The 14196-nt window shown below is 48.7% G+C and carries 12 protein-coding genes; 8 read left to right on the forward strand and 4 right to left on the reverse strand.

The window, feature by feature from the left end; translation table 11 throughout:
- The 3 genes from E8M12_RS16345 to E8M12_RS16015 all read left to right on the forward strand — a co-directional run.
- The coding region (locus E8M12_RS16345; protein ID WP_169303166.1) for an Iota-carrageenase at positions 1-1137 on the forward strand (1137 nt) is incomplete at its 5' end.
- Between the two features lie 130 nt (positions 1138-1267).
- Positions 1268-3139 carry a CRTAC1 family protein gene (locus E8M12_RS16010; protein ID WP_136737281.1) on the forward strand — a complete coding sequence of 624 codons (1872 nt, stop codon included), beginning with the start codon at positions 1268-1270 and terminating at the stop codon, positions 3137-3139.
- Positions 3139-3834 carry an SDR family oxidoreductase gene (locus tag E8M12_RS16015; RefSeq protein ID WP_136737282.1) on the forward strand — a complete coding sequence of 232 codons (696 nt, stop codon included), beginning with the start codon at positions 3139-3141 and terminating at the stop codon, positions 3832-3834. Before E8M12_RS16010 ends, E8M12_RS16015 begins: the two co-directional genes overlap by 1 nt.
- Positions 3835-3919: 85 nt before the next feature.
- Here the strand turns inward: E8M12_RS16015 and E8M12_RS16020 are convergent, their stop codons facing one another.
- Genes E8M12_RS16020 through E8M12_RS16030 form a run of 3 tightly spaced genes read right to left on the reverse strand, consistent with a single transcriptional unit; the run spans position 3920 to position 6616 of the window.
- Positions 3920-4759, reverse strand: a complete 840-nt coding sequence (locus tag E8M12_RS16020) for an IclR family transcriptional regulator (RefSeq protein WP_246034204.1) — start codon at positions 4757-4759, stop codon at positions 3920-3922.
- A gap of 30 nt (positions 4760-4789) precedes the next feature.
- On the reverse strand, positions 4790-5704 hold the full coding sequence (locus E8M12_RS16025; protein ID WP_136737283.1) for a dihydrodipicolinate synthase family protein: 915 nt from the start codon (positions 5702-5704) through the stop codon (positions 4790-4792).
- A 21-nt stretch (positions 5705-5725) separates the two neighbouring features.
- Positions 5726-6616, reverse strand: a complete 891-nt coding sequence (locus E8M12_RS16030; RefSeq protein WP_136737284.1) for a glycoside hydrolase family 16 protein — start codon at positions 6614-6616, stop codon at positions 5726-5728.
- Positions 6617-7031: 415 nt separating this feature from the next.
- On the opposite strand from E8M12_RS16030, the gene E8M12_RS16035 reads away from it, so the two are divergent.
- From E8M12_RS16035 to E8M12_RS16055, 5 genes are read left to right on the forward strand one after another with little or no spacing between them, the layout of a single operon-like run.
- Positions 7032-8720 carry a sodium:solute symporter family protein gene (locus tag E8M12_RS16035; protein ID WP_136737285.1) on the forward strand — a complete coding sequence of 563 codons (1689 nt, stop codon included), beginning with the start codon at positions 7032-7034 and terminating at the stop codon, positions 8718-8720.
- On the forward strand, positions 8717-9619 hold the full coding sequence (locus tag E8M12_RS16040; RefSeq protein ID WP_136737286.1) for an SMP-30/gluconolactonase/LRE family protein: 903 nt from the start codon (positions 8717-8719) through the stop codon (positions 9617-9619). Before E8M12_RS16035 ends, E8M12_RS16040 begins: the two co-directional genes overlap by 4 nt.
- Entirely contained in the window at positions 9616-10404 is a 789-nt protein-coding gene (locus tag E8M12_RS16045; protein ID WP_136737287.1) for an SDR family NAD(P)-dependent oxidoreductase, read from the forward strand. Before E8M12_RS16040 ends, E8M12_RS16045 begins: the two co-directional genes overlap by 4 nt.
- 30 nt (positions 10405-10434) lie before the next feature.
- Positions 10435-12018 carry a sulfatase-like hydrolase/transferase gene (locus E8M12_RS16050; protein WP_246034206.1) on the forward strand — a complete coding sequence of 528 codons (1584 nt, stop codon included), beginning with the start codon at positions 10435-10437 and terminating at the stop codon, positions 12016-12018.
- Positions 12018-13196, forward strand: a complete 1179-nt coding sequence (locus E8M12_RS16055; protein ID WP_136737288.1) for a mandelate racemase/muconate lactonizing enzyme family protein — start codon at positions 12018-12020, stop codon at positions 13194-13196. The genes E8M12_RS16050 and E8M12_RS16055 overlap by 1 nt, the downstream gene beginning before the upstream one ends.
- Before the next feature lie 613 nt (positions 13197-13809).
- Here E8M12_RS16055 and E8M12_RS16060 read toward each other — a convergent pair.
- Entirely contained in the window at positions 13810-14064 is a 255-nt protein-coding gene (locus tag E8M12_RS16060; RefSeq protein ID WP_136737289.1) for a hypothetical protein, read from the reverse strand.
- Between the last annotated feature and the right edge of the window lie 132 nt (positions 14065-14196).

The following is a 14196-nucleotide window of genomic DNA, read 5'->3' on the forward strand; positions in this document are numbered from 1 at the left end:
ACGTTTTATATGGCTGCTGGTGGCGGTTATAACGTCTGGATGTTTGAAATGGGCAATGGCAGTCAGGGCAAGGCCGAGAACTTTAGTGTGATAGGCCTTGGCAATGGCTTTACCATTGATTTACGCAGCGCGCCAAATGAGCGTACCGCCGTATTTAAAATGGGCGATATCGACAACTTTAAGTTCTCGAACTTCACCATTGAAGATAACAAAACCGTTTTTGCCTCGTTCCTGGTGGGTATCACCGAGCGCGACAATGACATCCACTGGCCGGTGAACGGCATTATCGAAAACATTGACCAACGTAACTCGCTGTTCGGCTATGGCCTGGTGCAAACTTATGCAGCAGATAACATTCTGTTCAGAAACCTGCACAGCGAAGGTGGCATTACCTTGCGCATGGAAACCGATAACCTGACGATGAAAGACTATGACAAAGGTGGCATTCGTAACATCTTTGCGCAAAACATTCGCGGTACGGATTGCCTGGCGCCGGTGATGTTTGGTCCTCACTTCCAGGAAAATGGCTCGGTCCAGGTCGATGGCGTCACTGCCAATGGCTGTGGCCAGGCGGTTCGTGTTGATAGTGGCTTTGTTGAGCTATTCAGTCCGGCGGGTGAGACTTATACCCGGGAGCAATGGAAAGCGGAAATTGATGCGACGTATGGCGAAGGCTGCTCTGCCCAACCGTATTCGCGCGGCGTTAATCAGTGGGCGGCAAGAATCAACCCGGTTAATGACTGCCTGGATAAGGTGCATCAACGTACCAACCTTAAACCGGGCTGGTTTGCAGAGTCTTATATCTATAACGTCAATGCTCACTTTGGCCTGGATGCACACTTAAAACAAAACCAGCTCGATTACTTTGAAACCACCAACCCTAATTGTGACAACGTTTGCCTGCCGACCACCGAGCAATGGTCTAAGCAAGGACAGATATATATCGGTCCATCATTGGGTGGGGTAATTGATTACAACGAGCCAGGTGTGGATTACCACTTCAATATCAATATTGAGAGCCTGAACATGACTGGATTTATCGAGCCGTATCATATTCTGATAAACGGCAGTACCCCGGCAGCGAAGGTATGTAATTACTATGGCATGCAATCGTGTGCGGATAGCCGTTGGGATTAACGCCTGTGTTTAATTGATGCCAGCGGCTGGCTGTGCTGCCCGTTGGCAATGAAAATCCTCATTCTTGGTTGATGGGGTTTTTTTCTGATAGTTGCGACTATTTGTTTATCAAACTTACGTGAAATTACTTATGACAATAAAAAAATCATCAATCAGCCTGGCTGTGGCATTAACCGTATCAGCCTGTTCTCAAACGGCTACCCAGACAACACCTGCGAGCAAGGTGACATCGACCCTATTTAGCGAAGCACCAACTGAGGTGATCGCCCTTGAACAACGTTCGCGCAGAAAATGGGATGCCCCGGTTGTTGCCGACCTGGATCAGGATGGCTATCCGGATTTACTGCTAACCGAACATGGCAATATGGTCAAAGTGTACTGGAATAACCAGGGGGTTTTCTCCGAACCGCAAAAAGTGATTGGTGGCGATACCCACGGCCTGGCGGTAGAAGACTTTGATCAGGATGGCAACATTGAATTGATCATCTCGATGGGCGGCGGCGGTGGTAAAAAGCCGAGCTACCCGAGAATCTTTGAAGTTAGCCGTGACCGAACATTTACAGCCCAGGGCGAGTTCCCTTTATATGAGCGAACTCGGGGACGGGCGGTCAAGTTACTGGATGCGGATCAGGATGGCGATATGGAGGTGGTGTTTTCAGCATTTCCACTGAAACAGCAAACCCAGGGCGCTAATTATCTGTACCATAACGACCAGGGCGATTTGCAGTTTTCCAGCATTTTACCGCAGGCTAAATGGCTCGGATATAAGACCACGATCACCGACTTTAACAGTGATGGCGATGCCGATATCCTGTTTCATGGCGGCGATAACATGGTTGCCGTACAAGGAACGGCTGGGCTTGGTTTTATCAATGCCAGTAAAGACGTGTTCGGCAAACTTGCCGATATCAGCAAGGTTCGCAGCATTGCCGAAATTGATTTTGACAATGACGGTGATATGGATTTGTTTTTAACTCGTGCCAAGCACCAGTTTTATGAAGAACGATTCTACGATGCAGAGCGGCAACGCTTTGCCTTTTTCGTGCGACGCCAGCAGTTTCAGTTCGACGATTTAACGATTGATGGTGATTTCATTTTAGAAAACCTGCAAATGGCGTATCCCGACTACGATGTATTTGTCGGTGCCGAAAAACGTCAGCTAACTTTTGCTCGGGATAAAGTCGCCGAGCGGCAATTACAGCTAAGCCCAGAACAGGCGCAGGGCTGGCCTGAAACTATCAAAGCAAAAGGCCTGTACATTGGCTATTTAGGCGATGGCCAGTGGCGGGTAGGAGGCGATACGACCTCGCCAACGGCTGGAGTGATTCATAACGTGACTTCCACACCGGCTACGATTGAACCAGAACGGTTACCTGCCAAACTTCTGGAAAATCGTGGTGGCAAATTTATTGATGTCAGCGCACAACTGGGCATTAATATTCCAGAGCAGACGGTGAGCGCGGTTGCGGGTGATTTTAATAATGACGGCTGGAGTGATTTGTTTGTGGTGCGTGTTGGCAACATGGCGACCAGCAACAAGCAAATATTGCTGCTTAATGACCAGGGCCAGGGTTTTCGGGAAAGCGACAATCATGGCCTGATCTCTGCGGAATTGGGTGCGACTGGCTCAGGCGCCGAAGCGATTGATTACGATCTTGATGGTGACCTTGACTTACTTTATGCCAATGAACGTGGTCGCTGGCACTTGTACACCAACCAACTGGCCTCAGATAACCAGTTTGTCAGGGTCATTGTTGGCAAGTCACCACAACAAAATGCCAGTGCGCTGTCGGCGACACTGACATTAACCGCCTGTAACAATCAATATGTTCGTACCGTCGGCGCCAATTCGTCGTCGTTTTCTCATGGTAATAACAATCAGTTGCATGTCGGGTTAGGCGACTGTAACAAGGTTGACGCCGCCCAGGTACGGTGGAGTAATGGCGAACAAGCCAAGTTGGACATTTCGACGCTCAATTCAAGCTATTACACAGGAAAGTGATGAAACTGATAATCACCGGAGCCACGTCGGGCATTGGCAGGGCATTGACAGAACTATTTGCCAATGACTCGCATAACCTGGCGATTTGTGGCAGAAACACGGAAAAGATGGACGACTTGCTGGCACAGCAGGTCGTTGCCAGCCAGGTAAAATTGTCACGATGTTTCTGTAGTACCAACCAACAGGCTATTGAGAACTTTGTTAACGATGCCAGTGCCGCCCTTGGCGGCCTGGATGTATTGATAAACTGTGCTGGAGCAAACAGTGCCCGGGCAACGCTCGAAACGATAGACTTTGCCGATCTCGATTGCATGTATCAGGTTAACCTCAGGGCGCCAGCGGTGTTTTCTCAGGCGGCCTTTAAACAGATGAAAAAGCAGGGTAGCGGTAAAATCATCAATATTCATTCCACCGTTTGCCTGTTTTCGAACCCAGGCATTGGTGCCTATACGGCGACAAAATCTGGGTTTGATGCCCTGACAAAGGTATTTCGCAAAGAAGCTGCCGCTGATAACGTGGATGTCATCAATGTCTATCCCGGTGGGGTAAACAGCAACTTTCGGCAACGCGAGGTCGATGGGTACATGGATGCCAGGTCTGTCGCCCAAACCATTAAATCGTTACTCGACTTAGCGGATAATGTGATCCCGCATGAGTTGGTGATCCGACCGGGCATAGAACGAAATTTCGCCTGACTTAATGGCTTAACCTGTAGCAGCAAAACAAGTGATGGTTGTTTTGCTGCTGTTTCGTCTCTATTCAGGATGCAATGAGTTTGGTTCAGGATTCAGATTTGGCGGCTTTTAAATTCTCAGCAATCTTCAGTTTTGCCTGCTGCAGTGCCTGAACGATGTCAGCCGTTTCTGCCTCAGATATCCAACCTGACAAAGCGATGGCGGCGCCAGGGGAGGCATCCAACGGGACCGCAATCGTGTGCGTTGTCTGACTGGCAAATTGCGGATTGTCGCTTGCGACGTTTACCCGGGCATAACCTTGTTGACGGATCTTCGCAAGCTCGGCCAATAAGGATTCAATACCATCAGGAAAACCTGGGATATCGCCAGTAGCATAGGTAGAGCGGACCGTATCTTCAGAGCTGTTGGCCAGCAATGCCAAACCGATACCACTGGTCGTTGCCGCGCGTAAACCGATACGGCCAATACCTTCGCTTGCGGCCATGCCGGGTCGCGCATGATACAAGAACGACACGGAATCATACCAGAGGACGCCAAGGGCGACGGTACGGCCAAAAAATGCCAGGTTTTCTAATGGCGCCAATGCACTTCGCAACAAACCCGACGCGTACAAACTTTGCGTGGCAAGCACATGCATGCCTGGCCCTGGCTCGTATTTACGATTTGAGGTCTGTTGGGTAATACCGATAGAGGCGAGGGTCTTTAACAGGCGGTTGGCTCGGGTGACTTCCAGTCCCAGTATTTTTGCGACTTCACTGCCGCCCACTGGTTTACCGGCGGTGGCCAGTGCCTGTAATACAGCAATGCCGTCAATAATACTCTGGTTAGCCTGCGCACCAGGCTTCGAATTGGTCACAATATTGTGTATTTTCATAGTCGTATTGGCTTGTTGGCAATCATAACCAAGATGGAAAATGATTGCCATTGCTTTGCAGTGAACCCTTGCTAGCCGCTGTTAGGCTATCGCTGGCATATAGTCTTGTACCAATCGCCACAGTTTATTGAGCTCTGCAATATTTTTATCATCGAGAACCGGACCGGGCACCCGCACTGCATTACTGTTGATAATGCCGCGCTGAACCAATATCTGCTTGGTTAAATTACAGCGATAAACCGCCTGCATATTCAAAATCGGGATCATTTTGGTATAGGCATCAAACGCAGTGTCATAATCATGGTTGCGGTGCGCATCGACTAACGTTTTATGCATTTCCGTTAGCTCGCATGCAGGCACCGTGCCCAGGGCATTGCGATCTAACTCATCGAGAATATAGCGGCCGCCGGCGCCACCAAATACGCCTTTAAGGTGGGCAGGTGGGTTGCTAAGCAACTGTTCAATGCGTTGCCCACAAGGCATCGTCTCTTCTTTGACATAGTGGATTTGTGGCACGGCAGCGATAATTTTAAGGACAGTATCGACATTCAACCCAGCGCCCATCGGCGGTGGCGCATTCTGCAACATGATCGGGATCTGTGCTTTTTCGGCAAGTGTCCGGTAAAAATCGATCATCGCCTGCTCGTCCTGAGCAAATTTTAGCGGCGCCATGACCATCGCACATACGGCTCCGGCTTGAGCTCCGGCTATCGAATATTCAATCGCTTCTTCGGGGGTCGGAGCACTGGCGCCAACCACAAAGTCGAGCTTTCCACGGCACATGTCGCCAACGATTGCGGTCGCTTCAAGCCGTTCGGCTTTACTCAGCTGCGCATATTCACTGGCAAGACCTGGAAAAACCAGGCCTTCGACGTCACAGTCAATGATGTAACGAATGACATTTTTAAAACCATCGTAATCGATGTCCAAATTGGCATGAAATGGCGTCGGTACCACCGGAAATGTACCTTGTAGTAAGGAATTAGGTTGTTCCATCTTGTTTAATCCCACTGACGGTTATTGTTTTTTAAAAAAGCGCACATAGTCGACCTGCATTTGCTCTGGCAAACGGGAATCATCGATGGCTTTGGTATTACCGAGGAAGGTGCCAATTGACGTTAACCAGATACTGACATCATTATGCTTGTATTGTTTTTCTGGAAATGCGGTTTCTTTCATCAGCTTGCCGTCAAAGAAATATCGAATCGTGGTCTCGGTAAACTCCATCCCATAGACATGAAATTCGTCGAGTCGGGTGTCATCACTGAAGCGAACCTGTTTGGTACCGACTTTATTTTGAGTACGACCCGGATCTTCGGTACCTGGCTCGGGACGCCATTGGTGTGCATCAATTTGATAATGCTTAGGGTCAATGGAATCATTTTCAAAGGGATCCAACTCAATTTGGCTGTAAGCCGGATCACCGGCATAGATGCCATGGCGCATCATCCAGAACGAACTGTGCCAGCCGGCACCGGTTGGCGTTTTTAGTCGTGCTTCATAGTAACCATAACGCATTTCATCGTTGGAGATAACGCCGCCGCCGGTATACTGCACCTCACCGGCAGGTTTCTCACCTTCCTGTTGTCCGGGCTGTAGTGCTTTATTTTCCGGGCAGGAAACCGTTTCTTTTTTCAGGTGAATTCTGAGTAAGCCGTCAGAAACACTGTTATTTTGCTTTTGTTGCTTACTCCAGTGTTTGCAGTCAAGGCGATACTTCCAGCGATTTTCATCGACTTCAGTACCATTAAATTCATCCGACCAGGCCAGCTGGTAACCGGCAACATCGGTGCCTGGATAAGGTTGCACCATGGGATCACTGGCAGGATCTAGCAAACTGGTAGAAGAACATGCTGCCAGGGTTGTTAGTGCGGTGCAAACGAATACGGGTTTGATTAATTTAGTCATTTTTTATTACTACCTCGCGTTGATTACGCACTAATGTATCATAAAAATCTATAATAGCAATTTGTTGTTTTAGTAATCATGCGCTGGGGCATTTAACCACTTATCGACTAATGCGCATTTTTCAGGGCTTTTTCCTGGATTGTCGATAAATATTGGCTTTAATTGCCCGTTTGATTTTGTTACCCTTAGTTTGAAAACGTTTACAGGGGCGCCCGCTGCTTCGTTGTTTGTCGGCATTAACACATAGAATTCCATAGCATATCAGCCGTAATTGGATTTTATTCTGCTTGAACTCACAGCTAAAACGCGTTTAAATTGCTATAAAAGCAAATACGGTTGCTTTATGATGGTGCCGCATAACAACAACCAACAGATGCTGCAAACAGTACAGGTTTAATATGGGGAATTTCGTTAAGTGAGTTTGTTAGATACAGGCATTGCTATTGCCTTTTCATTGATCGTATTTGTACTTGGGGTGTCGTTCGCCCGCAGCGGTTCAAATGTGAAATCGTTTTTCGCTGCGGGTGGCGCCGTACCCTGGTGGATATCCGGTTTATCATTATTTATGAGCTTTTTCTCGGTTGGCACCTTTGTTGTATGGGGAGCCATCGCCTATAACACAGGTCTGGTAGCGGTAATTATTCAGGCAACCATGAGTATTGCCGGATTTGTCGTTGGCTTCTTTATTGCGCCGCGCTGGAACCGAACCAAGGCCCTTACCGCGGCCCAGTTTATTGCAGAACGACTCGGCATCAAAACACAGAAATTTTATACCCTGGTATTTCTGCTGATCTCCATTTTTGGTAGCGGCGCGTTCCTGTATCCTGTGGGTAAGATGCTGGAAGTGACTGCCGGTATCCCGTTATCGGTATCGATATCATTACTTGGCATGTTGATCATTATCTATACGGCGGTTGGTGGACTCTGGGCGGTGCTGGTCACGGATGTATTGCAATTTGTTGTATTAACAGCGGCTGTGCTGATTGTCGTCCCCCTTGCCTTTATTGAAGTCGGTGGTGTCAGTCAGTTTATTAATGTCGCACCCGCCAACTTCTTTGCCCTGACCAATGCCGAATATGATGGCTTTTTCCTGGCCGCCTTTGGCTTTTATAACATGGTGTTTATTGGCGGCAGCTGGGCGTACGTACAACGCTATACCAGTGTAAAAAATGCCGGCGAAGCACGTAAAGTGGGTATCTTGTTTGGCGCTTTATATTTAATAGCGCCGTTAATCTGGATGTTGCCGCCGATGATTTACCGGGTAATCAATCCAGATTTAGATGCCGCCGGGGCCGAAGGCGCTTATATGTTAGTCAGTCAGTTAGTGGTACCGGATGGCTTAATGGGATTAATTTTAGTCGCTATGGTGTTTGCCACGGCCAGTTCGGTAAATACCACCTTGAATATTGCCGCCGGTGTGTTTACTAACGATGTATACAAGGCCGTTAAAGCCAATGTTAGTGATCGTGAGGCGATGCGGGTGGCTCGCCTGGCAACGGTGATTTTTGGATGTATCTGTATTTGGGTGGCGCTATCGGTGGCGGACATGGGGGGCATCGTCGAAGTGGTCTTTAGTCTTGCTGCGATCACCGGCGTGGCGTTATTCCTGCCACCGGTTTGGGCGATGTTCTCAAAAGTACAAACGGGAAAATCTGTGGTCACGGTGACTATCTTAAGTTTGACGGTTAACGGTGTTTTTAAATTCGTGACCCCGGTTATCTGGGATTTTTCATTATCCCGGTCGCCAGAAATGATGGTCGGTGTGTTGGTGCCGATCCTATTGCTCAGCCTGTTTGAAATTTCCGGTCGAATGCGTGTTGGCGAGAGCCAGCAATATCAGCAATACATGGCCCAGTGGTCAACAAAACACCCCAGGCAATCGCAGCGCGAAGTAGCAGACAGCGCATCCGCCAATGTGTTTGCTCGTAAGGTGATCGGCATTGGAATTCTAGCCGTCGCCATTTTATTGTTAGCACTGGGACTCCAGGCCAGTCAGGGAAGCTGGATTATTATTTTGATGGCGGTCATTACCGGGGCAGCGTCGTTACTGGTGTTTCCCGGCAAGTTGAGCCGCTCAGCTCTAAGCAAGGTGTTAAGCGTATGACACCCGTATTAACCGAATTATCCCTGACCCAGTTGTGTTCGCATCGGGGTGTGGTTCCTGAAGGGCCGGTATGGTCGGCAGAGGAACAGTGTTTGTACTGGCCTGATATTGTCACCCAAACCTTGTGTCGCTTTGTTCCCGGCAGCGGAGAATTGTCCACCTATGCTCTGGACTTTCAGTTTTCCGCGCTTGCCCTGGCTGGCGCCGGTCGATTGGTCCTGGCCGCCAATGACAGCTTGTATCACTTTAACGTTCACACCCAGCAATGTCGTCAAATTATTAGCAAAATCGGTGTTGGTCAGGAAAACCGTTTAAACGACGGTAAGGTCGATGCAGCAGGCCGTTTTTGGCTTGGCTCATTGCGTGAGGGATTGGCGCAGCCAACGGGTAAACTAGTTAGTGTTAGCGATGATTTAACGGTCCATGTTAAGGATACGAACTATACCGCAGCCAACGGTTTGGGCTGGTCACCTTGCAACCGATATTTCTACATCATTGAAACCGTTTCGCAAATTCTCTATCGATATGACTTTGATTTAGCTACCGGCGAAATCACTAACAAGTCGGTATTTATTGACTTTAACGGCGAGCAGGGCAAGCCGGATGGCATGTGTGTCGATGCACAGGGCAATCTGTGGATTGCCATGTGGGACGGCTGGCAGGTACTTTGTTATAGCCATGAGGGTAAATTGCTGGGTAGCGTCCCGGTGCCCATGCCCAGGCCGACGTGTGTAACCTTCGGTGGCCGCGATTTGGATACGCTCTTTATTAGCACCGCAAGCTACGGACTGAGTGAAAAAGACTATCAGCAAATGCCCTGGGCGGGCAGCATTCTTTGTGGTAAACCCGGAGTTCAGGGAATTGCCAGCCATCCATTCAAGGGTAAATGCAGCTTATGAAAGACATCAATTATTTAAAACTTTTTAGCCTTGCGGGCAAACGAGCCCTGATCACCGGAGCCGGGCGTAGCGATGGTATTGGCGCTGCGATTGCCAAAGGCCTGGCCGATTGTGGCGCCGAAGTGATCATTCATGACCACTTGATAGACACCGCAGAGGTCGCTACCAGAATCCGGGAGTCGGGTGGTAAGTGCCACACCCTGAGTCAGGATTTATCGGTAAAAAATGCAGGTCGGGATTTGATCGCCAGCGCCTATCAGCGTTTTGGCGACATTGATATTCTGGTGCTCAACGCTTCCTACCAGGTGGTGGGCGATTTTGCCGATGTCAGTAATGATGATTTTGAACAGCAAATAAACATCAACCTGCGCAGTAACTTCGAAATCTTGCAGGATATTCTGCCGCGCATGAAACATCAGGGGTGGGGACGTGTGGTCAATATTGGCAGCGTTAATCAACGTAGTCCAAAGTCGATCGTCAGTATTTATGCAGCCGCCAAGGCGGCAATCAATAACCTGATTCAAAGCCTGGCCCGAGACTATGCCGCAGCCAATGTCCTGTTAAATACGGTTGCGCCAGGACTGGTAGACACCTATCCGCAAAAACGAGCCAATGATCCGCAGGCGGAGCAAGCCTGGGATGATTATGCCAGGCAATTGAACTGGGTGGGTCGAGCGGCGCAACCGGAAGAAATTGTTGGCGCGGTTTTGTACCTGGCATCTCCTGCCTGCAGCTTTATGGCGGGCGAAAGCTTATTTGTCACTGGTGGCTTTACTGGCGGCTAATTCATGAATAACAAAAGAGTTAATACAATAATGAAAAAACTTCTTCTTTTACCCAGTCTGTTGCTGATGACTTTATTGGCTGCCTGTGATGGCAGCCCGGAATCGAAAGCGCAGCAAGTTGCGGCCGACAAAACCGATGCAACGCCGCAGGTAGCAAGTTCTGAAGGCAAGCAACCGAATGTGTTGATCTTATTCTTTGATGATATGCGCTTTGACACGTTTTCTTACCGTGGTGGCCCGGTTCAGACTCCGAATATCGATGCCCTGGCCGCTGAAAGTACCCGCTTCGATAACGCCATGACCACTACCGGCTTATGTTCACCTTCCCGGGCTGCCATGTTTACCGGGCGCTGGGGGCATAAAAACGGTCTCGATGACAATGTCGAACTGTTTCATTCTCGAAAATATCAACTCGACCCATCCCAGGGCGGATTGATCAAGCGTGCTGTTGATACCGGTTATTATGTCGGTTATGTAGGGAAATGGCATATTGGTCCCCAGGGCCCGAAAATTCGTGGTGCCCAGTTTATTCGCGAACATGCCGATACCCGGGTACGTAAGCCAAGGCATTATGTGCCTTATCAGGATGTTGCCTCAATAAAGGGCTATGAGCAGGGCCAGTTGGATCAAGGTGACGAGAAACACGTTTATTATCAAACCTTGCCGGGCACCTACGAGGAAACCCATGCGTATGACAAGGTTAAATTTGGCAAGGAAATGTTGCGTGCCGCGGCACAACAGGACAAACCGTTTTTCGGGGTGGTGAGCTTCAATCAACCGCATCCACCGTATCGCGTACCGGAGCCTTATGCCAGCATGTTCGATCCCAAAGAGATTGAGATGCCAGCAAATTACGCAAAAGAACGAACCTTAAAACCTATGGCGCAGGATAGGGTGTTGTGGCCTTGGCATGAAGTCGAGCATATGACCGATCTTGACTGGCGAAAATCCCGCAGTTTTTACTATGGTGCCATTGCTATGGTCGATGATATTGTCGGCGAATTACTGGATACCGCCAAAGAAGTCGGGCTTTATGACGATTTACATATTGTCTTGGTTGGCGATCAGGGCAGTATGATTGGTGAACATAACCTGTTTGACAAGGGACCCTACGCATACGATGAACTGATGCGCATTCCATTGATCATTCGCAACCCTGAAGTTGAACCACGTATTGTTAATCGCCAGGTATCGCTGATGGATATTGCACCTACACTGGCACAGTGGATGCAGTTACCGGATGATGGCGATGTTGATGGTCGTCCCCTCAATGCTTTGATGGAGCAGGGTGATGTGGCAGATGCTGGTCGCGAAGACACGGCACTCTATGCCTATGAGTGGTACAACGGTTCCTGGTTTGGTCTAAGGGCGATCCGTACCCCAACCAGTAAGTTTGTCTGGTATCCGGGGGACAATCGCGATGAGTTGTATGATTTGAGCAAAGATCCACTTGAGCTTAACAACCTTATTTTTGACCCGGACTATCATCAGGAACTGGTACGTCTTACCGGCTTACTGGAACAGGAGTTGCAACGAACCGATGACCCGTCATTAGAAGTGTTTCAACATCACCTGAAGACGATCCTTAAACAACAGCAGCCGGAGTGGCACTAATGACAGATACGGTAAAATCGATTCGCTGTTTTATCGCAACCATTCCCCGGGAAAAAGCCCTGTATGGCGGCTTGAAGCCCAGGGAAGGGGAACAGCCCAATGATAAGGGTTACTTTATCCGTAAAGAAAATCGCACCGTGTATCCTACATCCGATAGGTCGCTGGTTATTAAAATGGAAACCCAGCATGGTGTGGTTGGTTGGGGAGAAACCTATGGCATAGTCGCCCCCGGTGCAACCGTCGCGCTGATAAAAGAATTGCTCGGCGATTTTGTGATTGGCAGAGACCCCATGGATCGGGAAGCCATTCATGACGATCTCTACGATATGATGCGGGTTCGTGGCTATAACGGCGGTTATTATCTTGACGCGTTGGCGGCCATCGACATTGCCCTTTGGGATCTGGCCGGCAAGCAAGTGAACCGCTCCGTGACCCAGCTTATTGGTGGTGTGCGGCGTGATACCATACCGGCGTATATTTCCGGACTACCAAAAGCCACATTAGCCGAGCGCGCTGACTATGCGGCCGAGTGGAAAAGCCAGGGCTTTAACAGTTTTAAATTTGCTTCTCCACTTGCTTCTGAGGGGGTCGTCAATGAAATCAGAGCGCTGCGCGAATCTCTCGGCGAAAACGCCAGGATCGCCTGTGATCTATTATGGGCGTACAAGGCTCATGACTCTATTGCACTGATCAAACAAATGCAGCCGCATGGGCTTTGGTTTGCCGAAGCTCCGGTACCCAGTGAAGATATCAATGGGCTGGCAAGGGTTGCCGGCAGCGTCGATTGTGCCATTGCCGTTGGTGAAGAATGGCGCACCGTATTTGATGCGGCGGCGCGAATCAATCGCCAGGCTTGCTCGATTATTCAGCCAGAGATGGGGCATAAAGGCATCACTGAATTTTTGCGCATTGCCCGATACGCCGAGGCGCATCATTTAGAAGTGATCCCACACGCAACTATCGGTGTCGGCATCTTTATGGCTGCAAGTTTGCAGGCCAGCGCCGCGATTCAGGCGGTAACCGCCCATGAATTCCAGCATCAGGTATTTGAGAAGAACCTGCGTTATGTCTCTACCGAGATGAACTGCGAACATGGCGCATATCGCTTGCCAGCAGGCCCTGGCCTTGGCGTCGAGTTGGATGAAAAAGCGATCAAACCTTACCTAGAGGAATGCTAGGCGGGGCGAAACTCTGGTTTCTTAGCTTCAAGTCTCAAGCTTCAAGCGGTAAGCCGTTTTGTTTTAGTCATTCCCTGCCACGACAGGGAATCTTAGCCGGGCCTGTACGGCAGCTTTGTGCCAAACTCGGCCTGTTAGCAAGATCTAATATATGCGTGATGAAGAGGTAACGCCCCAAGCAGGAGCTATTTTGAGTGCAGCGATAAATAGTCCCGCTGACTTGGCTTGTTATAAGCTACTACTTCAAATTACTGTTACTACCAGACACAATCCCATGAAAAATTGTGGATATATTTAGGACATAGAAGATTACGACCAAGACAGCCGACGATATATAGAAAAATCCCTTTGCATAATCAACTGTCCACGAGAACACAAAAGACAGGATCAATGTACCAAGTGCCATCCCTACGACATTGTAGATTGGGTAAATTAGCAAATATTGGAGTAATAGTTGTCTACGATTCATCTTGGCTTATAACAGTTTATTCTTTTGGCAGTAGCTGAGTGACTGCAGTTCGCTCGTAACGGCCGCTGGCCACTGCATTTATTAATCAAGCTTACTCTATATCACTGATCGAACTATAAGCGCCAGATTCGGCCCGTAATCAATTCAATTGAAACATCTTTTTATCATGTAGCCACAAACGTAAGCTAATCCAAAAAAGACAGATGAAAAAAGGGCAACACCTAAACTGGGTATTAATTTTTCTGGTCTGTCGCTAACTACGATTTCGTAAATTCCATACCACAAAAACAATCCGACAAAAGTGAAAAATAACAAGCCAATTAACATCGAAAAAAAGACAAGCGGCTTTTGCAGCTTTTCAAAAGTAATCCCCATTAATATGGCTTCAATTAAACCCACAATATTGCCTCAGACATAAAACGGTAAATTCATTTAACAAGAGCTGAATGACTGTAGTTCGCTCTGAACAGCCACTAATCCTCACTAACTTAGTCGGTCCGCATCCATTGGTAATTCATAGTTAATTACCTC

Origin of the sequence: Thalassotalea mangrovi, from assembly GCF_005116735.1 — a bacterium.
In the GTDB taxonomy this organism is placed as follows: Bacteria; Pseudomonadota; Gammaproteobacteria; order Enterobacterales; family Alteromonadaceae; genus Thalassotalea_A; species Thalassotalea_A mangrovi.

Coding starts and splice junctions, on each gene's coding strand:
- E8M12_RS16010 (WP_136737281.1), top strand. CDS start 1,268: ATGACAATAAAAAAATCATCAATCAGCCTGGCTGTGGCATTAACCGTA.
- E8M12_RS16015 (WP_136737282.1), top strand. CDS start 3,139: ATGAAACTGATAATCACCGGAGCCACGTCGGGCATTGGCAGGGCATTG.
- E8M12_RS16020 (WP_246034204.1), bottom strand. CDS start 4,759: ATGGCAATCATTTTCCATCTTGGTTATGATTGCCAACAAGCCAATACG.
- E8M12_RS16025 (WP_136737283.1), bottom strand. CDS start 5,704: ATGGAACAACCTAATTCCTTACTACAAGGTACATTTCCGGTGGTACCG.
- E8M12_RS16030 (WP_136737284.1), bottom strand. CDS start 6,616: ATGACTAAATTAATCAAACCCGTATTCGTTTGCACCGCACTAACAACC.
- E8M12_RS16040 (WP_136737286.1), top strand. CDS start 8,717: ATGACACCCGTATTAACCGAATTATCCCTGACCCAGTTGTGTTCGCAT.
- E8M12_RS16045 (WP_136737287.1), top strand. CDS start 9,616: ATGAAAGACATCAATTATTTAAAACTTTTTAGCCTTGCGGGCAAACGA.
- E8M12_RS16050 (WP_246034206.1), top strand. CDS start 10,435: ATGAAAAAACTTCTTCTTTTACCCAGTCTGTTGCTGATGACTTTATTG.
- E8M12_RS16055 (WP_136737288.1), top strand. CDS start 12,018: ATGACAGATACGGTAAAATCGATTCGCTGTTTTATCGCAACCATTCCC.